Consider the following 21,741-nt stretch of genomic DNA (forward strand, 5'->3'; position numbering starts at 1 on the left):
CACGTATCGCCTATATCATGGTGATAAGAGGGATACGTGCCCAATTAACCCATCATGGGTTTATTCGAACCATGCCGAATCCAATGGCGTAGAAAACAATAGCGGTGCCATCGCTTCGTAATGGCCTTGGTTTGCCGCACACTGTACGTTCTTTAAGTAATTGACTTTCCACGGGTCGTTAACCATCCACAAGGTATCACCTTTTACCGCAATCCCTTCTATTGAGGCATTATCCATAACTTCCGTGGCTTCACAGTTTTCAGGATTACCTTCGGTTGGCGCAGTGAAATGCAAAGGGATCCGTTTAAAAGGAACCGACTTGTCGGTACTTAATATCCATAATTCATTGTCATTGCGGGCGGCGGCCAACAAGAAGCTTTTTTCCCCTACCTGATAAAATGCCAAGCCGTTAATCGGGTGATTACCACTGGCAAATGTGGGTAGGTTTAAGGCTGGATCTTGAACCTCGGCAAAATTTGTATCTTTCCAGAACCCTTCATTTAAGGTCATGGTGAATACCCGAGGTTGTCCATTTCCGTCTTTTTCTAAAGCCAGATAGAGTTGGTCATCGGTCCCCATGGCCAAACCTTCAATGCCGTCATTGGGAAAGTCGCCCACATTAAAAGACTGAGCAAATTTGAGCGGTTTAACACCAGTCATAATGGTGCCAAATTCGGTTTTCTCCAACCGCACTAATAGGGTGGGATAATCCGTAGACCCGGTATCTTCATATTTTTTCTCGCAAGATGCAGACAAAGCGCCTGTGCGTGTTGCGTCTTCAGTAACGGTATAAAATACGCCTGGACGAATAGGATCGGCGGTTAATGCTTCAAGATCAGGTTCATTGGCCAGATAACCACTAAAACAACTGCGCCTGACTACATTAGCAAGACGCATTTTCTCTGCATCACTAGCAACCGTCGCGGTATCACTGTCGATGAAATGTAATTTGCGCTGAAGATCACTGCTTGCGCTACCATCAGACAAGCTAACCAGCTTGTCCTCCCAAACCGTTAATCCTGATGTTTGCGGATCCGCCATGACGTTTCCGTCGCTATCTTTGAGCCAAACCCCAGAAATAGCCAACGAGGTTACCCCTGAATCACCTTCAATTTGCTCTGGCTGCTTACTGCATCCGGTCAATGCAATCAGTGTCATACACGCCATACCAATAATTTGTTTCATTCTTTTCCTTTATCACCTTGAACAATTGCGGAATAATTTCCATCATGGCGTATTCCTTCTGGGCGAGCAAGTCAGGTCAGACAGAATCACTTCTAACCACTATAAAGGAGCAATGACAGCACAATGACCTCTATTCCATTGGTGCTCGCAGGCCCCATCCTACGTCACACCCATGCCAAAGGGTTTACCCTTTGGCTGGTGACCAGCGAGCCTGCTGCTTTCACGCCTTATCTGGATGCTCAAAAAACGGTCTGTGAGCAACATCATGTACAAGTGGGCGAACGTGGATTTATCCATCTCATTGAGGTGGTTGTTGCCGGCGGCCTTAACGAGGGACAAACTTATCAATACGATATGGTTTTTACTGAGGCCCATTATCAACAGCGATGGGAAACAGAAAAAGCGTCTTTATTCTACGATGGCCAAGAGGCCTTCTCGTTTAGCTGGCAGCCCAAACTGACCAACGTGCTCCATGGTTCTTGTCGCAAACCCCACCACGACGAACCCGATGCCTTGTGTCGGGTAGACGAGCTCATTGCCCAGTCGATTACCCAACAACAACCTAGACCTGACGTGTTGCTACTTACCGGCGATCAGGTATATAGCGATGATGTAGCAGGCCCCATGCTTCAGGCCATCGGGCAACTTTCGACAGCCTTAGGACTGTTTGGGGAAACCTTGTCAGGTGCCGTCGTAGACCATAGCGAAGCCTTAATGGATCATCCTCTTAATTATTATCGCCGGGATGAGATTCTGCCTCAGATAGCCACCAACACGGCGCTGTCCAAATTGTTTTTTGGTGCCAAGAAAAAACCGGTCTTTACCTCGGTAAATGCCAAAAACCATCTCATTAGCTTGTCCGAAATTATCAGCATGTATTTACTGGTGTGGTCTGATGCGGTGTGGCAATGTGTGGATATTCAAGATGATCCCATTGCCGAGCCCTTCAAAGCGCAGTTTACGCGAGAAAGGGACGTGATTTGTCGCTTCAAAGAGACCCTTGTGAAGGTACGACGGGCCTTTGCCCATATTCCCGTTTACATGATTTTTGATGATCACGATGTGACCGATGACTGGAACCTTACCCGCGGTTGGGAGCAAGAAGTGTATGGTCACCCCCTGTCTAAACGCATGGTAGGCAATGCCATTACCGGATACTGGTTATGCCAAGGATGGGGAAACCAACCCCAGAAATTTAGTCAAGTTGCCGAAAGCGCAAAAACCGTATTTACGGCAAACGGTCTGCAACATCAAGACCCGTTTATTGATCAATTAATGGACTTTGAAGATTGGCATTATACCCTTGCTACGTCGCCCCCCATTTATGTTATGGATACCCGCACCCGTCGCTGGCGTTCAGAGTCCAGCCTGAATAAACCTTCCGGTTTAATGGATTGGGAAGCCTTGTGTGAATTTCAGCAGGATATCATCGGCCAACAGGCGGTGATTGTAGTATCTGCCGCCCCTATTTATGGTGTAAAAGCCATTGAGGCCATCCAAAAGGTGTTTACCTTTTTTGGTAAGGCGTTGACGGTAGATGCAGAGAATTGGATGGCCCACAAAGGCACGGCCAATGTGATGCTAAATATCTTCAGGCACTACAAAACCCCGCCAGAATTTATTATTTTATCTGGTGACGTGCATTATTCCTTTGTCTATGACGTACGTTTGCGCTTTCAAAGAAACAGCCCGCATATCACCCAGTTTACTTGCAGTGGCATTAAAAACGCCTTTCCGTCTGGATTATTAGGTTGGTTAGAGCGCATCAACCGCGTATTGTATGGCCATAAATCGCCCCTCAATGTGTTTACACGGCGTCGAAATATGTCGGTGCGCGCGCGTCCCCCAGAAGGCCTCGATCCAAGCACGTTATTAAATGGCTCAGCCATAGGACAACTTGTTTTAAAAGAAAATGACACCACTGTAATTTGCAAAGCGTTGCGCAGTAATGGGGATACGATAGAATTTCCGCCCCGAGAAGACGACTAAAAGGTACGTAAGATGAGTGATACAGCCCTGTCCATCGGTTTATTTTATGGCTCTACAACCTGCTATACCGAGATGGCGGCAGAAAAAATACAGGCTCAATTGAACAGCATTTTTGATGAACCTGTGGTCAGTGTATTTAATATTAAAGACACCGCATTAAAACAATGCGAAGGGTTTGATATTCTACTATTTGGTATTTCCACTTGGGACTTTGGTGAACTTCAGGAAGACTGGGAGTCAAGCTGGGAAGATGTTTATCAACTGAATTTACAAGGAAAGACCGTCGCGCTCTTTGGCTTAGGAGACCAATACGGCTATGCCGACTGGTTTCAAGACGCATTGGGTATGCTACATGAAGCATTGCAACCCTCAGGTTGTCACTTTATCGGTCAATGGCCGAATAGCGGTTACGAATTCAACCAGTCAAAAGGGCTCACTGAAGACAAAGCCCATTTTGTTGGTTTGAGCCTTGACGATGAAAACCAGTACGATCTAACCGACCAGCGCATTGAAACTTGGTGCCATCAACTTCTCGATGAACTCGCCTGATCCTGCTACACCTGGCCGACTACATCAGGCCTTTTATCGTAATGGACCGTCCCATCGGGACGGCGCCGACGTCACTTTTAACGATATTCGCAAATTATTCAATTTTTCACGCATTACCATCGGCAAATGGGTGACGCCTAAAGAGCAACAGTTGGCCGCTAATCTTTTTTTTGATGCGTTATATGATTTGATCGAAATCCTACAGGTTAACGAATCGGTGATATCCTTAAACGGTTCGCTTGCTCTTGCTTTTGGCAGTGGTGGGCAAAAACACAGTAGCGCCCACTATAACAGTGCCACTCGGGAACTGGCATTAGCAAAAAATGCCGGTGGTGGTGCCCTTGCCCACGAATGGTTCCACGCCTTTGATCATTACATTGCCGCCCACGCTTTTTACGATCTGAAACCGGGATCCTTTGCTTCTCAAGCCTGGTTAGATAACCATGAAATTCGCTCTCACCCGTTGAATAATAAGCTCTGCACCTGTTTCAAACAGATGTTTCTAAACGATCAAAATGCACCTGGTGATTATCTTTTACGATCAATAGAGGCTGATCGCGCGCTAAAAATGTATTACTATGCTATGCCACAGGAGATGGCGGCGCGGGCTTTTGAAGCCTGCATTCAGGATAACGCACTGAAGAACGCTTTTCTTGTGCAGGGAACAAAAAAGTCAACCGAGGCTAGACTTGGCATTTATCCTCATGGTAATTTGCGTAAACAACTTAATGAATCGTTAATGTTGTATTTTTACCAACTCGGGGTTGCCCTGACTAAAAAATCATCGCAATAATATAACTCAACGATGATTTTGGCTAAAAAGCCATCAACAAGTGTTAAGTATGGTATCTGTTCATTACAAAATGCTACCAGTTTTGATAACAAACAGTATACTAAGGTGCTCGAACTTAAAGAGAAGAATGACTACGAGATGAAAAGAAAAAAGCATACCGCGGCCGATGACGAGGCGCAGATTGACATGACCCCCATGTTGGACATCGTGTTCATCATGTTGATCTTCTTCATTGTTACCACCTCTTTTGTAAAAGAGAAAGGGTTAGACGTTAACCGTCCTGACGATAGCCAGGCCAACACGAACAAACCATCAAAAGCGTTGTCCATTCGTATTGATGAAAATGGTATTATTACCATGGGTGGACGTGAAGTTGATGTTCGCCGTGTTGTGGCTAACGCACAAACCTTCTTAGCTGAAAATAACACTGACTCTGCAGCTATTCAGGCAGACCAAGATACCGAACACGGTATTGTTGTTGAAGTGATGAACCAAGTTAAAATTGCAGGTATTTCAAAAATATCTGTACTAGTGAAAGACTCTTAATTAAGTCTCACTTCTTTTTAAACAGTTTGAAAACGCGGCCTCGGCCGCGTTTTTTATTTTGTGTGCACCTAACCGGCTTGGCCTTGTTATAAACCATCAAAAATGTAAGTAATAGTCTTTGCATAAACGCCGGTATTCGGACGTATATTGCTGATTTTCATCGCGGATGGTCAGTGATGAAAATACGGGCTCAGTGCGCTGGCGGGTAAAGCTATAACCATGTAGATAGGGTGCACTTCCTGGCACCGACGCGATGTGTAAGCATGCCCTAAGATTCAACTGATTTTGTCTCGCTCCTTGGCGGATCTCATCATCACGAGAAGCGGGATATACACAATAAAATACCCCGCTGTCAGCTAACAAACCCGCAACGATATTCATTAGCTTTTCGACCCCTAGCCCTGTATCTAAGCGGGCCGTAAGCCGAGCATTTGACGCTTTGTCATAGGCCGTGGTGGGGGCGTTATTGTAAGCAAAATAGGGGGGGTTAGAGATAATCACATCATACCGCTCGGTGGCTTGCAATGTGGTTATATCGGTGTGTAAAACATCAATACGTGACGCCCAAGGCGAACAAAGAACGTTACTTTTTGCTTGCTCCACAGCCTCTTCATCAATTTCCACCGCTGTGGCGAAAGCCGTATTCGGCGCTTTTTGCATAAGCATGAGGGTTAATAAGCCGGTTCCTGTACCAATATCCAAAATACGATATCCATTGTCGACCTTAGCCCAACTGCCTAAGATCAAACTGTCAGTACTTACTTTCATCGCACATGCATCATGGGCAACGAAAAATTGTTTACATTGGAAGCCGCCAGCCATTTTCACCCTCTATTTTGCGAACCTTCGCTACAATCTCACATGTTAGCACCACTTTACCTCAGGCTCCGTATCGCTGTGTTGCCAATCACACAATCGTTGTGTGATGAAGCACTATTTTATTCCGCTTCACCTTATGTCATTCTATTACGCTATATTCACATCGACCATTGAACAGTCAATAATTACAATGAAAAAAATCTTGCTACTTGGAGCCCTTATGCTCAGTTCTGCTCTTCATGCAAAAGAACTCACTATAGAACGTATTTTTGATTCACCATCACTTGATGGAAACGCCCCTCGCAATTTGCAGGTCTCCCCCGATGGCCAGCGCGTAACCTTCCTAAAGGGCAAGCAGGAAGATTACGACCAACTGGATTTATGGGAATATCACATTAAATCCGGCGAAACGCGTATGTTGTTCGACTCTGCTAGTTTGGCCCAAGGTCAAGAAGAGCTCTCTGATGAAGAAAAAGCCCGGCGAGAAAGAATGCGTTTACAAGGTTCGGGGATCGTAAGTTACCAATGGTCAAGCGACGGCACGGCCTTGTTGTTCCCCATGGGCGGCGATGTGTTTTATCACAAGCTCGGCCAACCAGGGGCAAAACAACTGTTAAACACCGACGCTTTTGAAACCGATATAAAATTGTCCCCCAAGGGCAACTACATTTCCTATATCCGCGATCAAAACCTGTTCGTTAAAAACATTGCCACTGGCAAAGAAACGGCCATCACCACTGAGGGTGGCGGTAATATCAAATTTGGTATGGCTGAATTCGTCGCGCAAGAAGAAATGAGCAGAATGACGGGTTACTGGTGGTCGCCGGATGAAAAATTTATTGCCTTTACACGGGTAGATGAAAGCCCCGTTGATGTTATCACCCGTTCAGAGATTTACGCTGATAGCATTAAAATGATTGAACAGCGTTACCCAGGAGCCGGTACACCTAACGTAGAGATTAGTCTTGCCATTCAAGGCGTAGATAGCGGCGAACGTACGTGGATTGATTTGGGTAAAGACAAAGATATTTACCTAGCCAGAGGCAAGTGGATGCCTTCTTCTGCTGTATTTACCTATCAATGGCAAACCCGAGATCAGCAACAGCTTGAGCTACGAGCCTACGACTTATCTACCCAGACACAACAGGTGTTAATCCAAGAACACAGTGATACCTGGGTGAACCTAAATGATGATTTAACCTTTTTAAACAATACGAAGCAGTTTATTTGGGCATCAGAGCGAGACGGTTTCAAGCACCTCTATTTGTACAATAATGATGGTTCTTTAGTAACCCAACTCACATCAGGAAAATGGGTGGTAGACGAACTAGAAGCCATCGACGAAAACGCGGGGCTTATTTACTTTACCGGTCGAAAAGACACGCCGTTAGAGCGCCACTTGTATAACGTTTCATTAAACGGTGAGCATACCCAGCGTATCTCCACAGAAACTGGCTTTCACAGTATCAACTTTGCCGGTGATGGCTCTATTTATATCGACAGCGTATCGACTGCGAACCATCCGCCCCAGGTGAGTTTACACAAGGCTGATGGAGAACAAATTACCTGGCTGGAAGAAAATGCCATCGATGAGTCTCATCCCCTTTATACGTATCAGGACAGTTGGGTAAAACCTGAGTTCGGCACCTTGACCACCGAAGACGGCGCTGAACTCTATTACCGTTTATACAAACCTGAAAATCTTGAGAAAAAACACCCTGTGATCGTCTACCTATATGGTGGCCCTCATGCCCAAGTGGTAACCAACAGTTGGGGCGGAAATCGCGGCTTGCTGATGGAATACTGGGTAAGCCAAGGTTATGTGGTGTTCAGCATTGATAACCGCGGCTCGAATTACCGAGGTAAAGCCTTTGAAGATCCCATTTACAAAAAAATGGGGACCGTCGAAGTAGATGATCAAGTTGCCGGGGTTAAATTCCTGCGTACCCTGCCTTACGTAGACAGTGACAGAATTGGTGTACACGGACACAGTTACGGCGGTTACATGACACTCATGACCATGTTTAAAGCCGGCGACTATTTTGCGGCTGGGGTTTCTGGGGCACCAGTGACAGACTGGCGTCTTTACGACACCCATTACACCGAACGCTACATGGGCAACCCAAATACCGATGACGACGCATACACAGCCTCCAGTGTATTCCCATACGCTAAAGATCTAAAAGGTGACTTACTGATTTACCACGGCATGGCTGACGACAATGTGCTGTTTACCCACAGTACCAAACTGTACAAACACCTACAGGATTTAGCCATCCCCTTCGATACCATGGATTATCCTGGCAAGAAACACAGTATCCGAGGCAAACAAACCGGTATTCATCTGTATAAAACCATTACTCGCTTTTTCGACCGCACTTTACATCCAACAAACTAGGTTTGAAAACGCCGTTCTCATTGAGGACGAACTATCCCCATAAAAAAGGGCTGCGATGCAGCCCTTTTTTTATTAATCATTGTCGTACATTTAACCAAACATCTGGGTTGCCAGTGCTTTTTGTACACCCTGGGAAGCGTTTCTGTTTAATTCAATTTCTACTGGACTGTCTTGCCCTGAGATCCAAATTTTCAATTCTGAATCGGTATCAAAATGACCGGCGGTCTCTACCACAAACTGGGTAATTGCCTTGTAAGGAATAGAATGATAGTTCACCTTTCTTCCGGTTAATCCCTGTTTATCAATCAAGATCATTCTGCTGGAAGTAAATACAATCAGATCCCTTACCAGTTTATAAGCGCTGACAACAGTTTCAGACTCAGCAAGCACGGGCGACAACTCTTCGTATACCGCTTGGGCATCGGTTTCGCTCGCATTTCCTAACAGCACATCAAATAACCCCATGGTGTTTCCCTTATTGTTAGTTTAGGTCTTCACTAGAATATCATTGTTGATAAAGCCAAGACGATTCATCAATGGTATAGGATAAGTTTACTCAATCTTTTTCATTTTTGATTTTTTTCTTGCTACATAATGCACTACGGCAAAGAGTCAGGTAAGTTAGGCTGCACAGGTAGCCACACAGGACATATTAATGTCAGACGTAATCCCCCCTACTTTTGCCGATATTGACGCCGCCACAAAAAGGCTTAAGGGAAAAGTAAAACATACCCCTTTACTTGAATCGAGTTTACTTAATAAATGGTTAGGCCAACGTATTTTATTTAAAGCTGAATGCTTACAAACCACTGGCGCATTTAAAATTCGCGGAGCCACCAATTTTCTCACTAAGCTGGCCGAAGAAAATAAACTGCCTCAACGTATTGTGGCCAATAGTTCAGGGAACCATGCCCAAGCGGTCGCCTATGCTGCGAGTCAGATGAACATCCCTGCTTGTATTTATGCCACAGAAAATGTTTCGCCGGTGAAAGCAGCAGCCACCCAATATTATGGCGCCAAGATGTCACTGCACCCTACCCGTCCTGAAGCTGACGAAGCGGTGCAAAAAGCCGCCTTAGAACCGGGAACTGTATGGATCCCACCGTTTAATCACCCTGAGATCATTGCCGGCCAAGGCACGGCATGTGTAGAAGCCTTGCAAGATGCAGGAGCTGTCAATGCGGTATTTGCCCCTTGCGGCGGCGGTGGATTGCTCAGCGGTACCCTACTCGCCACACGCGCTTTGCAGCCAAGTGCCAAGGTTATCGGTGCTGAACCTTTAAATGCCAACGATGCAGCCTGTTCTTTGCAAAGTGGGAAAATTGAAAGCCTCACAGGCGCACCGAATACCTTGGCCGACGGCGCGGCGACCCCCTCTGTGGGTCCGTACACTTTTCCCTTGTTACAACAGTTAGACGATTTTTACGAAGTGGACGAAATACAGATTGCCTACTGGACTCAATGGCTTCAACATTTGTTGAAATTACATATTGAGGCCACCAGTGCCATGAGCATGGCTGCAGTGGCGGCATGGGCTCTTGAAGCGCCCCCGCAAAGTACTGCTGTGGTGATATTGTCAGGGGGAAATATAAGCCAGCAAAGCATGCTTAAACTGTGGGAAAAAGACTACTTATTACAGCCTCCGACCATTACAGAGGCATAAGGTTTATTTAACGCTAGCTTTACCAAATAGGTGTGTTGTAGTCATGCACTAAAACACACCTAAAAACAAATTCTTTAATCGCGACTTTCACCAATATAGGCAAAGCGAGGTACGGGCTTCCCCTCTTTTTGTACGGTTTCTACAAACATAGAAAGGGGCCGAACCCATAAGCTTCTGTCACCGTATTCTGGCCGGTATACCACCAGCTCGGTTTCATCTTCAGAATGTTTTGCAACACCAACTACGGTGTAATAGCTTCCTTTGTAATGTTGATATAAGCCTACTTTAACGCTTTGTGGCATATTACTGTTCCTCTAAGGGTAAGCGGAGTTGTTCTAAGGGGCTTTCGTCGGCAAGACCCAGGTGTAAGCCAACCAGACGTACACCTCGTCCCCGTGCACGCTGCCATGCTTGATCCAGCAGCGTATTAAAATACGATCTATCAATAGTGTGAAGTCGGTGCTCCACGGTGGTTTGCTGAAAATCACTGAATTTCAGTTTTACCCCTTGAGAACGGATCATACAACGGGTTGCCCCTGTTTTTTGCAGATATTTGTCGATCCGCTCTTCAAGAATTTGCCACAACCCAGACAGGGTGTTTTGGCAATCATCTAAACTCAGTAAATCTTCGCTGAAAGTTCTTTCCACCCCAATTGATTTGCGCTCACGATCCACGTTCACCGGTCGCTCATCTACCCCGTGAGCTCTATGCCAAAGTATCGAGCCAAACTTTCCCAGTTCTTTTTTTAATCGTTCGAAGGGATAATTTCGCACGTCTTTACAGGTGCGTAAGCCTAAGCGTTGTAGCTTTTGTTCCGTCACCTTGCCCACACCAGGTATTTTTGACAGCGGCAAGGATAAAACGAAAGCGTCAAGTTGATCGGGAGTAATCACACACAGTCCGTCCGGCTTGTGTTCGTCACTGGCCACTTTAGCCACAAACTTACAGGGTGCCACACCCGCCGAGGCAGTGAGGTTTAGTTCTGCTTGAATACGCCGTCGAATATCCTGAGCAATCAAGGTCGCGCTGCCATTAAATAGGTTGCTGTGGGTAACATCTAAATAGGCCTCATCAAGCGACAAGGGCTCAACCAAGTGGGTGTAATCATTAAAGATAGCGCGAATTTTTTTGCTTTCCTGAACATACTTTTCCATTTGCCCTTTAATCAGTATAAGGTTTGGGCAAAGACGCTTGGCATAGGCAGAGGCCATGGCTGAGCGCACACCATACTTGCGGGCAGGGTAATTACAGGTGGAAATCACCCCTCGCCTGTCAGCGCTGCCGCCTATAGCAAGTGGTTTCATCGTTAACGATGGATTTTCACGCATTTCCACAGCTGCAAAGAAGCAGTCCATGTCGACGTGAATGATCTTTCGCACATCATCACCATAACTGTATGTTCAGACAGTATTGTACGATGTTTTTTCAATAAATCACATTACATTTTCTGATCACAACACTTCTAACTAAGAAGTTGTAATAACCCATATACACTGCTACTAATAAATAGTGTTTAATTTTTAACCTAGCATCATGGAGGATGGTATGGCGTTTTTTTTACCTGCTTTTGAAAAAATGATCGACAACGAAGGCGGCTATAGTTTACATCGTACTGACGGTGATCGTGGTGGATTAACCTACGCGGGCATCGCCAGAAATTTTCACCCAGACTGGCCGGGATGGCCGCTGATAGAATCAGACACGGCGAAGCAAAACATCATTCCTTACGTACAAGCATTTTACAAACAACAGTTTTGGGAGCGTATTCGCGGCGACTTTATCGATGCCCAAGGCGTGGCAGAAACCATTTTTGATTTTGCGGTTAACGCCGGTGTCTCTACGGCTGCGAAGTTAGCCCAAGACGTGGTTGGCGTGAACACTGATGGCGTTATCGGTACGATTACATTAAAAGCCATTAATCAAATGGAAGCGGAACTGTTTATTCGGGAATACGCGCTAAAAAAAATGGCCAGATACGCCAATATCGTCAACAACAACCCCTCACAAGCAAAGTTTTTACTAGGCTGGATAAATCGCTCTTTAAAACAGCTTAGTTAGCGCTTTGCTCACAACAGGCCAAAACTACTTCGGCCTGTTGTGAGCGTGGAGCGTCAGCTAATACCTAGCATTGACTAACTTACATTATTTGATTGTCTTTCCACTCTGCGATTTTCTTTTGACGAGCGGCCTCTCTATCAAGACGAGCCTGTTTTCTATCACAGGGTTCTGGGCAATCACAGGCTTTATCGATTCCCAGTGCGCCTAATCCACCACAGCTACCTGCTATAGATTTTTTTTGCACCAAGTAACCAATTCCCATGGCAAAAACCATAGCAAGAAAGAAAACGAATGCGAGAATAAAGGTAGACATAGTAACCTCTTAATTTTTAACAGTAACTGTCGCGTTAAAGCGAGGAGAAGCATACTCTTCGAAACCGTCGTCGGTGCGACGGATTAAAAATACCGCTAACTCTTCTTTCTCAGCTAAGCTGATAGCTTCGTCCCAGCCCATCACATTAAACGCCGTTGCCAAACCATCAGCGGTCATCGATGAGGGGTGTACCACGGTAACAGAAACCAAGTTATGGGTAATGGGACTACCGGTGCGCGGATCAATCAAATGTGAATAGCGCTTTCCATCCATTTCATAGTAGTTTCTATAGTCACCTGAGGTGGCAATAGCATTTGTACCTACTGAGACAATTTTCTCTACGGCCCGTTCAGTGGAAACCGGTTTTTCAATGGCAATTAACCAGTCTTCACCATTCCCCCGTTCACCTTTAACACGCATTTCACCGCCAATTTCCACCAAATAGTTTTCTAAACCATTCTCTTCCATGATGGCGGCGAGCTCATCAACACCATAGCCTTTTGCAATGGTGGATAAATCCACATACACCATCGGGTGTAACTTGCGCAAACCCGCTGACGAAAGTGCTAACTTATCTAATCCAACGTAATCCCTCACCGCGTCGATTTGCGCCTCATTAGGCACGATTTCTGGTCGTTTATTGGGGCCAAACCCCCATAAATTGACTAGCGGACCAACGGTGATATCCAATACGCCGTGGCTAAGCTTACCCAGCCTCAATGCTTCTTTTACTACCGTTGTCGTGTCTGCTGATAAGGGGACTGGCGTAGTAAACCGATTCTGGTTAAAACGGGAAAGCTCAGACGTGGGATCGTAAGTAGACATTAATTTATTAATTTCTACCAAACGCTTATCTAAGGCGGCTTTTAAACCGTCAATTTGCCCACGCTCATCAATGACGTACTTCACATTGTAAGTAGTTCCCATGGTTTCACCATGAAGATGAACCACCTGTTTAGTCTCTTTGGCGCATCCGACAAAGAGAAACAACACCACAAGTACTACACTTAAGCGAAAATATTGCGTTATCACTTCGATTCCTTACTATCAAAAAAGGGGGCTATGCCCCCTTTTCTAATTATATCTTGTCCTGATTAACCACCGAAGTCATCAAGCAGGATATTTTCGTCTTCCACCCCAAGATCTTTGAGCATTGTTATTACTGCTGCATTCATCATAGGAGGACCACACATATAGAACTCACAATCTTCTGGCGCTGGGTGGTCTTTCAGGTAATTTTCAAGTAATACTTGGTGAATAAACCCTGTATACCCTTCCCAGTTATCTTCAGGCTGTGGATCAGATAAGGCTACGTTCCATTCAAAGTTCTCGTTTTCTTCCGCCAATTCATCGAAATCTTCTACATAGAACATTTCACGTAATGAACGGGCACCGTACCAGAAACTAATTTTCCGTTCGGTGTGAAGTCGACGAAGCTGATCGAAAATGTGTGAACGCATCGGCGCCATACCAGCACCACCGCCCACAAAGACCATTTCTGCATCAGTTTCTTTAGCGAAGAACTCACCGAAGGGACCAGAGATGGTGGCTTTATCACCTTCCTTAAGGCTCCAGATGTAAGACGACATTTTACCAGCTGGCAAACTAAGGTTATTAGGTGGCGGCGTAGCAATACGCACGTTCAACATAATAATCCCTTCTTCTTCAGGATAGTTAGCCATGGAATAAGCACGGATGGTTTCTTCATCAACTTTTGATTCGATGTCAAAGAAGCCGAAACGTTCCCAATCAGGACGATATTCGTCAGGGATCTCGAATTCTTTATATTTCACGTGATGAGGTGGCGCCTCAATTTGAATATAACCACCGGCACGGAAAGGAACACTTTCACCATTAGGAATTTTCAGTTTCAGTTCTTTGATAAAAGTAGCTTTGTTGTCATTAGAAATGACTTCACAATCCCACTTTTTAATACCAAAGATTTCTTCATCCAATTCAATTTCCATGTCTTGTTTCACTGAAACCTGACAGGATAAACGGCAACCATCACGGGCTTCACGTTTAGTAATATGATCCAGCTCAGTGGGCAGAATTTCACCGCCACCTGATTTCACATCAACCCGACACTGACCACAAGAGCCACCGCCACCACAGGCAGAAGATACGAAAATACCGGCTTCTGCGAGTGCACCAAGCAATTTACCGCCTGGAGAGGTTTTGATGGCCTTTTCAGGATCATCATTAATTAAGATAGTTACATCACCACTTGGCACCAGTTTCGACTTGGCGAACATGATGATGAATACCAACGCCAGAACGATGGCGATAAACATGCCAACGCCAAGGAAAATTTCTACATTCATTTATATGCTCCCGAGCTTTATTAAAGCTGAATACCAGTGAAAGACTGGAAGCCTAGGGCCATCAGTCCTGCGATCATAAACACAGAACCTAAGCCACGTACGCCATTAGGCATATCAGCATATTTAAGCTTCTCACGCACCGCGGCCAATAACACAATGGCCAGTGCCCAACCCATACCGCTTCCTACACCATAAACGATACTTTCGCTAAAGGTATATTCACGCTGCACTGCGAAAGCTACACCACCAAAGATGGCACAGTTCACTGTGATTAGGGGTAAGAAGATACCCAGCGCGTTATATAAGGCTGGGAAAAACTTATCCAAGCTCATTTCCAAAATTTGAACCAAGGCGGCAATAACACCGATAAAGGTCAAAAAGTTCAGAAAGCTAAGATCCGCATCAGGGAAGCCCGCCCAGGCTAAAGCACCAGGGGCAAGAATGTTAACGTATATAACTTGGTTTACCGGTACTGAAATACCCAGTACAACAATTACCGCCACGCCTAAGCCCATGGCTGTTTTTACTTTCTTAGAAACAGCCAGGAAGGTACACATACCCAAAAAGAGTGACAATGCCATGTTCTCGACAAAAATCGAACGAACAAATAAAGACAGATAATGTTCCATGAATTACTCCTTAGGCTCGATTTGTTCCGGACGGAAGGTACGAATAAGCCATACCATCGCGCCGATCAGGAAGAATGAACTGAATGGTAAAATCAGTAGCCCGTTACCTTGGTACCAACCACCGTTTTGCACCAAAGGCAAAATTTCGAAGTTCAAAATTGTGCCGAAGCCAAACAATTCTTTGACTGTTCCGATACAAATCAAGATAAAAGAGTAACCCAAACCGTTACCGATACCGTCTAAAAAGCTCATCAATGGTGGGCTCTTCATGGCGTAGGCTTCCGCCCGCCCCATTACGATACAGTTGGTAATAATTAGTCCAACGAACACCGAAAGCTGTTTCGATATTTCGTAAGAATAAGCCTTCAGAATTTGGTCAACGACAATTACCAACGAGGCAATGATCGTCATCTGAATAATAATCCGCACACTGGAAGGAATTTGATTCCGAATCAGTGAAATAAACAGATTTGAAAAGGCGACAACACTGGTTAGAGCCAGTGACATTACCAATGCTGTTTCCAGCTTGGTGGTAATCGCCAGTGCAGAACAGATACCCAATACCTGTAAGGCAATAGGGTTGTTGTCCAAAATGGGTCCAAATAGGACCTTTTTCATTTCTTTTGCGTCAGCCACGATAAGTCCCCTTTATGAACGCCATGCTTGTTTCTTAAGGAAAGGACCGAAGCCCTGCTCGCCTACCCAATACTGAATGGTGTTTTGTACACCTGTACTGGTAAGGGTTGCCCCAGAGAGTGCATCTACAGAATATGGGTTATCAGGGTTAGCATTTTTCTTAACCTTGATTGCAACTTCGCCGTCTTTATACAGCTTTTTGCCATCCCACTTTGCCTGCCATGCAGGGTTCTGTACTTCACCACCCAGTCCTGGCGTTTCTTTCTGCTGGTAATAGATCAGTTCTTTTACAGTCTGTCCATCTGCGTCCACGGCAAGGAAACCATACATCAAGTCCCATAAACCGCTTCCGTGTACAGGCAGAACCACACGGGTTACATCGCCGTCTTCACTGTGTACCAGATAAACAGTGGCCACATTTGGACGACGCTGAAAGCCCACATTACTATTGGTGACTTTCGTGCTGTATTCAGTTTGCTTCGCCGCTTTATACATGTCGTAGTCCGCTTCAGGAGCTTCAGTAAACTCTCCTGAATCTAAATCTACATAGCGAAGTTCTACAAACTCTTTAAATTTGGCATCTACCGCATCGTTACTCATGCCGGTTTCATATAAACCCGCTGCAGTAAGGATGTTCGTTTGCTTATCTAATTTTGCATTGGTTTGCTGTAGGTCTCGAAGGCCTACCGCAGCACCGGATACAATAATTGAGCAAACCAGACAAACGGCGACAACAACGCCAACTGTTTTTCCTAATGATTCTTTCTTAGCCGACACGAGCTACCCTCCGCTTGATATTGCTTTGCGCGACGAAATAGTCGAACAGTGGCGCCCAAAGGTTGGTAAACAGAATGGCCAACATGACACCTTCAGGGAAGGCTGGGTTAAGGACGCGTATCAGAACAGTCATAAAGCCAATAAAAATACCGTATGCCCATTTACCTTGGTTGGTAAAGGAAGCGGAAACAGGATCCGTTGCCATAAAGAACATACCGAAGGCCAGACCACCCACTACAAAGTGCCAATGTGCAGGCATTGCAAACATGGGGTTAGTATCACTACCGATCATGTTGAGTAAGGTCGCAAAGAAGACAACGCCAATGGCGACACCTGCCACAATGCGCCAACTCGCGATCCGCATATACATGATAAACAAACCACCAATCATAATGGCTAGCGCGGATACTTCTCCGGCAGAGCCAGAAATGGTACCGATGAAGCTGCTCATCCATTGGTCCATGTTGCTGTAATCAAGGTTACCTGAAGCAGCTTGGCTCAATGATGTTGCGCCTGAGAAACCATCTGCAGCAACCCATACTTGGTCACCAGAGATTTGCGCAGGGTAAGCAAAGTACAAGAACGCCCGACCAGAAAGCGCAGGGTTCAAGAAGTTACGGCCTGTACCACCAAAGACTTCTTTAGCAATAACAACACCGAAAGTAATACCTAAGGCAACTTGCCATAACGGGATCGTTGCTGGCAGCGTAAGCGCGAATAACACTGAAGTCACAAAGAAGCCTTCGTTGACTTCGTGCTTACGTACCGACGCGAATAGCACTTCCCAGAAACCACCTACCACAAAGGTTGTGGCATAAATGGGTAACCAGAAACAGGCACCGTAGAAGAATAACCCGAGTCCGCCGGCATTGGCTAAGTCACCACCGAAGGCAGCAAAAATAGCGGCTTGCCAAGCGTCAGGTACCGTTGCACCCGTTGCTAATGCATCTTGAGCTTGTAGCCCAATGTTGTACATACCAAAAAACATTGCCGGGAATGTTGCCAGCCACACCATGATCATGATGCGTTTAAGATCGATACTATCCCGAACGTGAGTACCGGCTTTATTCACCGTGCCAGGTGTATAGAAAATAGTAGCCGCCGCTTCATAAAGCGCATACCACTTTTCATATTTTCCGCCCGGTTCGAAATTTGGTTCAATTTTTTCCAAATACGCTTTCAAACCCATGACTTAACCCTCTTTCTCAATGGTGTTTAAACAACTGCGCAGAATAGGACCGTAGTTATATTTGCCTGGGCACACATAAGTACACAGTGCTAAATCTTCTTCGTCCAATTCCAAACATCCCATTGCCTGAGCACTGTCAGTGTCACCGGAAATCAGATCACGCAATAACAGTGTGGGTAAGATGTCCAGCGGCATGACACGCTCATAGTTGCCGATTGGCACCATTGAACGCTCAGAACCGTTGGTGGTTGTGGTCATTTCAAACTCTTTGCTACCCAAGTGGCCTAAGTAGGCACGGGTGACAGAGTGTTTGTCAGATCCTGGTGTTAACCAACCGAAAAGGGTCTTTTCACGCCCTTCTCTCACTGCAGAAATTTGCAGATGATAACGACCAAGGAAACCATGTACGCCTTGAGCAGTGTTACCGTAAAGAACAGAACCGCTGATAATTCGCACATCACCATCGGTCAGCTCACCCGCTGTTAATTCAGCGATATCAGCACCTAGACAAGTACGAACAAGACGAGGGTTTTTAACCGACGGACCAGCTAAGGCAACAACACGTTGGGTTGCGAGTTCACCGCTTACCACCGTGGCACCAAAGGCCATAACGTCTTGGTAGTTGATATACCAAACTGTCTTTTTCAAACCGACAGGATCAAGGTGATGAATGTGAGTACCTGGCAAACCCGCTGGATGAGGTCCAGCAAATTCAGCCACGTCTACATTGGCATCGCCAGTGGCAATATTTGCCCCTGCAGCTTTACAAACGTATACCTTACCGCCACTTAACTGGCTTAATACTTTCAATCCAGCCACAAAATCATCACTCCGTTCTGCAATAATTGCAGCCGGATCAGCCGCCAGCGGATTAGTATCCACGGCAGTGACGAAAATTGAATGAGGCGTTGAATCCAAAGCAGGTACTTTGCTGAACGGACGGGTGCGTAACGCAGTCCATAGTCCGGATTCAACAAGCAACGTTTGCAATTGTTCTTGAGAAGCGTTGGCTATCTGGTCTGCAGCAATTTTTTCAAAAGTAACAGCGTCGTCACCTTCTACTTTTACTACTACAGATTGAAGAACACGTTTAGCACCACGGTTAACTTCTACCACTTCGCCAGCTGCCGGTGCTGTGAATTTAACGCCAGTGTTCTTTTTATCAGCAAAAAGAACTTGGCCTTTCTTCACTTTGTCACCAACTTGAACGTGCATGGTAGGCCGCATGCCTACATATTCTTCTCCCAGAATGGCAACGCGCGAAACAGCAGCTCCGTCGGAGATTTGCTGTTGCGGCGCTCCCTTAATAGGGAGGTCGAGACCTTTCTTGATTTTTATCATACGTAATCGCACTACTCTAATAGAAGAACCCTTATGCATGACTGCAGCAACCGCTGCCTGCATGCAGAAGCGCTCTTATATAAACAGGTACCGTTACCTGAATGTATTGAATTTCCCTTGCAACGTTCCTACAAACTCTTGAGGAGTTCGTAATCTAAAAAAACGTGCCAAGAATATAATTATTGTTTTGTGCCGACGCGCTCGCCAAGCTTTTAAAGCCCGTGAATAATGCGTACAGAAGCCAGTGTGGGAAGTTAAGAGAAAACACCCCTGACTTAACTACGGGATCTTAGCATTATTGCACAAGGTTAAGCTATGCAAATAATGGATTATCCACAATTTTTGTTAATAGTTAATATTCGCGACGCATTATACCGGTAAAGACGAAAAAACGACAATGTGCTTCATACCGCTACCTAGATTGCCGATGACATCTTATCAACCTAGTTACAAACACACAAAATAAGCGTTTAAAACACATTTCATTTATTTTCGGCGACGCATTTTAACACACTTTTATCGTCTTCGAGGAGAGACTTGTCGCTTAAAACTTGTTCACAAACGCAAAGAAGCCGTCGACAACGACGGCTTCTTTTCATTAAAGAGCGTAAATTACCATGAAACGATGGGGTCGACATCGGCATCATAATCAACACCGGCAAGGCCAAAACCAAACAGTTTCAGAAATTCATAGTTATACCCTGCGTAATCGCTAAGTTCATGGAAGTTTTCTTGGGTCACCTGATCCCACAGCGCTTTAATTTTAGCTTGCGTGGCATCGTTGGTTTCTTTTCCATCCATCCGATAACGATTCGCTTCATCTAGGGTGGGTGTTTCACCATAAAGGCAGTGGTTATACAAACCAAAAATTTGTTCGATACAGCCTTCGTGAGTCCCTTCTTCCTTCATCACTTTATAAATTAACGAAATATATAAAGGCATAACTGGAATTGCTGAGCTTGCTTGGGTAACCAACGCTTTCAACGACGACACATGGGCATCGACCAGTAGGTCGGTGTGCTTACCAATGATAGCCGCGGCAGCACGGTCTAGATCTTCTTTCGCTTTACCGATGGTAGCCTGACCATAAATAGGCCAGGTGAGTTCTTTGCCGATATAAGTATAGGCGGTGGTTTTACAGCCTTGGGCTAACACGCCGGCATCGGCTAGTGCGTCAATCCAACGTTCCCAGTCTTCACCACCCATCACCTTAATGGTGTCTGCAATTTCTTCGTCTGACGCTGGCTCTAACGTCACATCATGGACTTTATCTTTATCGGTATCATAGGTTTTGGTGGTATAAGCTTGACCCACCGGCTTCAATGTAGAGCGATAAGTCTCACCAGTTGTGGGATCGGTCCGACGAGGCGAAGCCAAACTGTAGATCACTAGGTCAATTTCACCTAGGTCTTGTTTAATCTGTGCAATAACGTCATCTTTTATTTCATCAGAGAATGCATCACCGTTAAGGGTTTTGGCATACAGGTCGTTTGCTTTCGCCTGTTGATGAAACGCGGCGGTGTTATACCAGCCCGCAGTGGCAGTTTTGCGTTCTGTGGGCGCTTTTTCAAAACACACACCCAAGGTTTTTGCACCATACCCAAAGGCTGAGGTTATACGTGACGCCAACCCATATCCTGTCGAACAACCAATAACCAGCACATTTTTTGGCCCTTCCCCTAATTCGCCTTGTTCACGAATATAGTCAATCTGTTCAGCCACGGAAGCTGCACAACCTACAGGGTGGGAATTTGTACAGATAAAGCCTCTTACTTTAGGCTTGATAACCATAGTATTTGTTCCTTTGTAAATAATGCCGGTATTGTAATGGTGTGCCGGGGGATAACAACTCTGAGCAGATGCTCAGCGTAAGAAAAACGGTGACAAAATTGTCACCGTGTTGTTTTTTTAGCCCAGAATATCTAACAATTCAACGTCAAATATTAAGGTAGTGTAAGGGGCAATTGCGCCGCCAGCACCTTGTTCGCCGTATGCCAACTCATAAGGTACATACAGTTTCCATTTTGACCCTACAGGCATAAGTTGAAGCGCTTCAGTCCAGCCACGAATCACACCATTGACTGGGAACTCTGCAGGTTGGCCACGCTTATACGAGCTATCAAATACCGAACCGTCAATTAACGTACCGTGATAATGAACCCGCACTGTGCTGTCTGCTGAAGGCTTATCACCTTCTCCGGCTTCCACCACTTCATATTGCAGGCCGCTGTCAGTCACTGTGACTTCATCGCGCTCGGCATTTTTAGTTAGAAAGGCATTACCTTCTTCAATGACGGCTTTGCTTTCTTCTTCTTTTTCGGCTTGCATACGCTGATGAATCTCACCAAATGCATTACGCAGCGTATCGGTATCTACTTGAGATGCTTCACCGCTAAACGCATCGCGGATGCCCTCAACAACGGCATCAAGGGATAAGCCCTCAAACGGGTTGGATTTTAGTTGCTCTCCCATTTGGAAACCAACCCCATAACTTGCTTGCGTCTCTACGCTGGAAAATTTGTCTGTCACAT

The 21,741-nt window shown here is 45.6% G+C and carries 22 protein-coding genes; 7 read left to right on the top strand and 15 right to left on the bottom strand.

Translation table 11 applies throughout. The annotated features are described in order from the left end of the window. Nucleotides 1-60: 60 nt before the first annotated feature. Entirely contained in the window at nt 61-1,185 is a 1,125-nt protein-coding gene (locus KO501_RS00195; RefSeq protein ID WP_216027630.1) for a hypothetical protein, read from the bottom strand. Between the two features lie 123 nt (nt 1,186-1,308). Here KO501_RS00195 and KO501_RS00200 point away from each other — a divergent pair, with 123 nt between their 5' ends. From KO501_RS00200 to KO501_RS00215, 4 genes are all read left to right on the top strand, one after another. Then, entirely contained in the window at nt 1,309-3,174 is a 1,866-nt protein-coding gene (locus tag KO501_RS00200) for an alkaline phosphatase family protein (RefSeq protein ID WP_252728030.1), read from the top strand. A 12-nt stretch (nt 3,175-3,186) separates the two neighbouring features. Then, nucleotides 3,187-3,723 (top strand): flavodoxin FldB, encoded by a 537-nt coding sequence (gene fldB, locus KO501_RS00205; protein WP_216027631.1) that lies wholly within the window; start codon nt 3,187-3,189, stop codon nt 3,721-3,723. Next, complete coding sequence (locus tag KO501_RS00210; protein WP_216027632.1) at nt 3,710-4,516, top strand: CLCA_X family protein; 807 nt, start codon at nt 3,710-3,712, stop codon at nt 4,514-4,516. The genes fldB and KO501_RS00210 overlap by 14 nt, the downstream gene beginning before the upstream one ends. Before the next feature lie 138 nt (nt 4,517-4,654). Further along, a complete protein-coding gene (locus KO501_RS00215; RefSeq protein WP_216027633.1) occupies nt 4,655-5,062 on the top strand; it encodes a biopolymer transporter ExbD in 408 nt (135 codons plus the stop codon). Nucleotides 5,063-5,158: 96 nt separating this feature from the next. Here the strand turns inward: KO501_RS00215 and KO501_RS00220 are convergent, their stop codons facing one another. Next, nucleotides 5,159-5,884, bottom strand: coding sequence for a methyltransferase (locus KO501_RS00220; RefSeq protein ID WP_289847275.1), 726 nt, complete (start codon nt 5,882-5,884; stop codon nt 5,159-5,161). A 187-nt stretch (nt 5,885-6,071) separates the two neighbouring features. Between KO501_RS00220 and KO501_RS00225 the strand changes: the two genes are divergently transcribed. Beyond that, nucleotides 6,072-8,279: a S9 family peptidase gene (locus tag KO501_RS00225; RefSeq protein ID WP_216027635.1), complete on the top strand. Its 2,208-nt coding sequence runs from the start codon at nt 6,072-6,074 to the stop codon at nt 8,277-8,279. Between the two features lie 90 nt (nt 8,280-8,369). Here KO501_RS00225 and KO501_RS00230 read toward each other — a convergent pair whose 3' ends face one another. Further along, nucleotides 8,370-8,744: a PH domain-containing protein gene (locus KO501_RS00230; RefSeq protein ID WP_216027636.1), complete on the bottom strand. Its 375-nt coding sequence runs from the start codon at nt 8,742-8,744 to the stop codon at nt 8,370-8,372. Nucleotides 8,745-8,934: 190 nt separating this feature from the next. Here KO501_RS00230 and KO501_RS00235 point away from each other — a divergent pair, with 190 nt between their 5' ends. Then, the gene (locus KO501_RS00235) at nt 8,935-9,942 is read left to right on the top strand and encodes a serine/threonine dehydratase (protein WP_216027637.1); all 1,008 of its coding nucleotides are present in this window, start codon (nt 8,935-8,937) and stop codon (nt 9,940-9,942) included. A 74-nt stretch (nt 9,943-10,016) separates the two neighbouring features. Here the strand turns inward: KO501_RS00235 and KO501_RS00240 are convergent, their stop codons facing one another. Beyond that, complete coding sequence (locus tag KO501_RS00240; protein WP_216027638.1) at nt 10,017-10,244, bottom strand: DUF1653 domain-containing protein; 228 nt, start codon at nt 10,242-10,244, stop codon at nt 10,017-10,019. Between the two features lies 1 nt (nt 10,245). Continuing rightward, complete coding sequence (dinB, locus tag KO501_RS00245) at nt 10,246-11,322, bottom strand: DNA polymerase IV (protein WP_216027639.1); 1,077 nt, start codon at nt 11,320-11,322, stop codon at nt 10,246-10,248. 166 nt (nt 11,323-11,488) lie between these two features. On the opposite strand from dinB, the gene KO501_RS00250 reads away from it, so the two are divergent. Further along, complete coding sequence (locus KO501_RS00250) at nt 11,489-12,001, top strand: glycosyl hydrolase 108 family protein (protein WP_216027640.1); 513 nt, start codon at nt 11,489-11,491, stop codon at nt 11,999-12,001. A 79-nt stretch (nt 12,002-12,080) separates the two neighbouring features. Here KO501_RS00250 and nqrM read toward each other — a convergent pair whose 3' ends face one another. The 10 genes from nqrM to KO501_RS00300 form a co-directional block, all read right to left on the bottom strand. Continuing rightward, on the bottom strand, nt 12,081-12,314 hold the full coding sequence (nqrM, locus tag KO501_RS00255) for a (Na+)-NQR maturation NqrM (RefSeq protein ID WP_216027641.1): 234 nt from the start codon (nt 12,312-12,314) through the stop codon (nt 12,081-12,083). A 9-nt stretch (nt 12,315-12,323) separates the two neighbouring features. After that, complete coding sequence (locus KO501_RS00260; RefSeq protein WP_216027686.1) at nt 12,324-13,343, bottom strand: FAD:protein FMN transferase; 1,020 nt, start codon at nt 13,341-13,343, stop codon at nt 12,324-12,326. A gap of 65 nt (nt 13,344-13,408) precedes the next feature. After that, nucleotides 13,409-14,638, bottom strand: a complete 1,230-nt coding sequence (nqrF, locus tag KO501_RS00265; RefSeq protein WP_216027642.1) for an NADH:ubiquinone reductase (Na(+)-transporting) subunit F — start codon at nt 14,636-14,638, stop codon at nt 13,409-13,411. 20 nt (nt 14,639-14,658) lie between these two features. Continuing rightward, nucleotides 14,659-15,267, bottom strand: a complete 609-nt coding sequence (gene nqrE / locus KO501_RS00270; protein ID WP_216027643.1) for an NADH:ubiquinone reductase (Na(+)-transporting) subunit E — start codon at nt 15,265-15,267, stop codon at nt 14,659-14,661. A gap of 3 nt (nt 15,268-15,270) precedes the next feature. Beyond that, complete coding sequence (locus KO501_RS00275) at nt 15,271-15,903, bottom strand: NADH:ubiquinone reductase (Na(+)-transporting) subunit D (protein WP_216027644.1); 633 nt, start codon at nt 15,901-15,903, stop codon at nt 15,271-15,273. Nucleotides 15,904-15,915: 12 nt separating this feature from the next. Further along, complete coding sequence (locus KO501_RS00280) at nt 15,916-16,680, bottom strand: Na(+)-translocating NADH-quinone reductase subunit C (protein WP_216027645.1); 765 nt, start codon at nt 16,678-16,680, stop codon at nt 15,916-15,918. Further along, complete coding sequence (locus tag KO501_RS00285) at nt 16,670-17,869, bottom strand: NADH:ubiquinone reductase (Na(+)-transporting) subunit B (RefSeq protein ID WP_216027646.1); 1,200 nt, start codon at nt 17,867-17,869, stop codon at nt 16,670-16,672. The genes KO501_RS00280 and KO501_RS00285 overlap by 11 nt, the downstream gene beginning before the upstream one ends. Before the next feature lie 3 nt (nt 17,870-17,872). Continuing rightward, on the bottom strand, nt 17,873-19,210 hold the full coding sequence (locus tag KO501_RS00290; protein WP_216027647.1) for a Na(+)-translocating NADH-quinone reductase subunit A: 1,338 nt from the start codon (nt 19,208-19,210) through the stop codon (nt 17,873-17,875). Nucleotides 19,211-19,822: 612 nt separating this feature from the next. Continuing rightward, on the bottom strand, nt 19,823-21,001 hold the full coding sequence (gene fabV, locus KO501_RS00295; RefSeq protein WP_216027648.1) for an enoyl-ACP reductase FabV: 1,179 nt from the start codon (nt 20,999-21,001) through the stop codon (nt 19,823-19,825). 117 nt (nt 21,002-21,118) lie between these two features. Then, nucleotides 21,119-21,739 (bottom strand): FKBP-type peptidyl-prolyl cis-trans isomerase, encoded by a 621-nt coding sequence (locus tag KO501_RS00300; RefSeq protein WP_216027649.1) that lies wholly within the window; start codon nt 21,737-21,739, stop codon nt 21,119-21,121. Between the last annotated feature and the right edge of the window lie 2 nt (nt 21,740-21,741).

Source organism: Alteromonas sp. C1M14 (assembly GCF_018860965.1).
In the GTDB taxonomy this organism is placed as follows: domain Bacteria; phylum Pseudomonadota; class Gammaproteobacteria; order Enterobacterales; family Alteromonadaceae; genus Alteromonas.

Excerpts from the sequence above, each read along its gene's own strand:
- KO501_RS00195 (WP_216027630.1), bottom strand. The coding sequence starts at position 1,185 with ATGAAACAAATTATTGGTATGGCGTGTATGACACTGATTGCATTGACC.
- KO501_RS00200 (WP_252728030.1), top strand. The coding sequence starts at position 1,309 with ATGACCTCTATTCCATTGGTGCTCGCAGGCCCCATCCTACGTCACACC.
- fldB (WP_216027631.1), top strand. The coding sequence starts at position 3,187 with ATGAGTGATACAGCCCTGTCCATCGGTTTATTTTATGGCTCTACAACC.
- KO501_RS00210 (WP_216027632.1), top strand. The coding sequence starts at position 3,710 with ATGAACTCGCCTGATCCTGCTACACCTGGCCGACTACATCAGGCCTTT.
- KO501_RS00215 (WP_216027633.1), top strand. The coding sequence starts at position 4,655 with ATGAAAAGAAAAAAGCATACCGCGGCCGATGACGAGGCGCAGATTGAC.
- KO501_RS00220 (WP_289847275.1), bottom strand. The coding sequence starts at position 5,884 with ATGGCTGGCGGCTTCCAATGTAAACAATTTTTCGTTGCCCATGATGCA.
- KO501_RS00225 (WP_216027635.1), top strand. The coding sequence starts at position 6,072 with ATGAAAAAAATCTTGCTACTTGGAGCCCTTATGCTCAGTTCTGCTCTT.
- KO501_RS00230 (WP_216027636.1), bottom strand. The coding sequence starts at position 8,744 with ATGGGGTTATTTGATGTGCTGTTAGGAAATGCGAGCGAAACCGATGCC.
- KO501_RS00235 (WP_216027637.1), top strand. The coding sequence starts at position 8,935 with ATGTCAGACGTAATCCCCCCTACTTTTGCCGATATTGACGCCGCCACA.
- KO501_RS00240 (WP_216027638.1), bottom strand. The coding sequence starts at position 10,244 with ATGCCACAAAGCGTTAAAGTAGGCTTATATCAACATTACAAAGGAAGC.
- KO501_RS00250 (WP_216027640.1), top strand. The coding sequence starts at position 11,489 with ATGGCGTTTTTTTTACCTGCTTTTGAAAAAATGATCGACAACGAAGGC.
- nqrM (WP_216027641.1), bottom strand. The coding sequence starts at position 12,314 with ATGTCTACCTTTATTCTCGCATTCGTTTTCTTTCTTGCTATGGTTTTT.
- nqrF (WP_216027642.1), bottom strand. The coding sequence starts at position 14,638 with ATGAATGTAGAAATTTTCCTTGGCGTTGGCATGTTTATCGCCATCGTT.
- nqrE (WP_216027643.1), bottom strand. The coding sequence starts at position 15,267 with ATGGAACATTATCTGTCTTTATTTGTTCGTTCGATTTTTGTCGAGAAC.
- KO501_RS00285 (WP_216027646.1), bottom strand. The coding sequence starts at position 17,869 with ATGGGTTTGAAAGCGTATTTGGAAAAAATTGAACCAAATTTCGAACCG.
- KO501_RS00290 (WP_216027647.1), bottom strand. The coding sequence starts at position 19,210 with ATGATAAAAATCAAGAAAGGTCTCGACCTCCCTATTAAGGGAGCGCCG.
- fabV (WP_216027648.1), bottom strand. The coding sequence starts at position 21,001 with ATGGTTATCAAGCCTAAAGTAAGAGGCTTTATCTGTACAAATTCCCAC.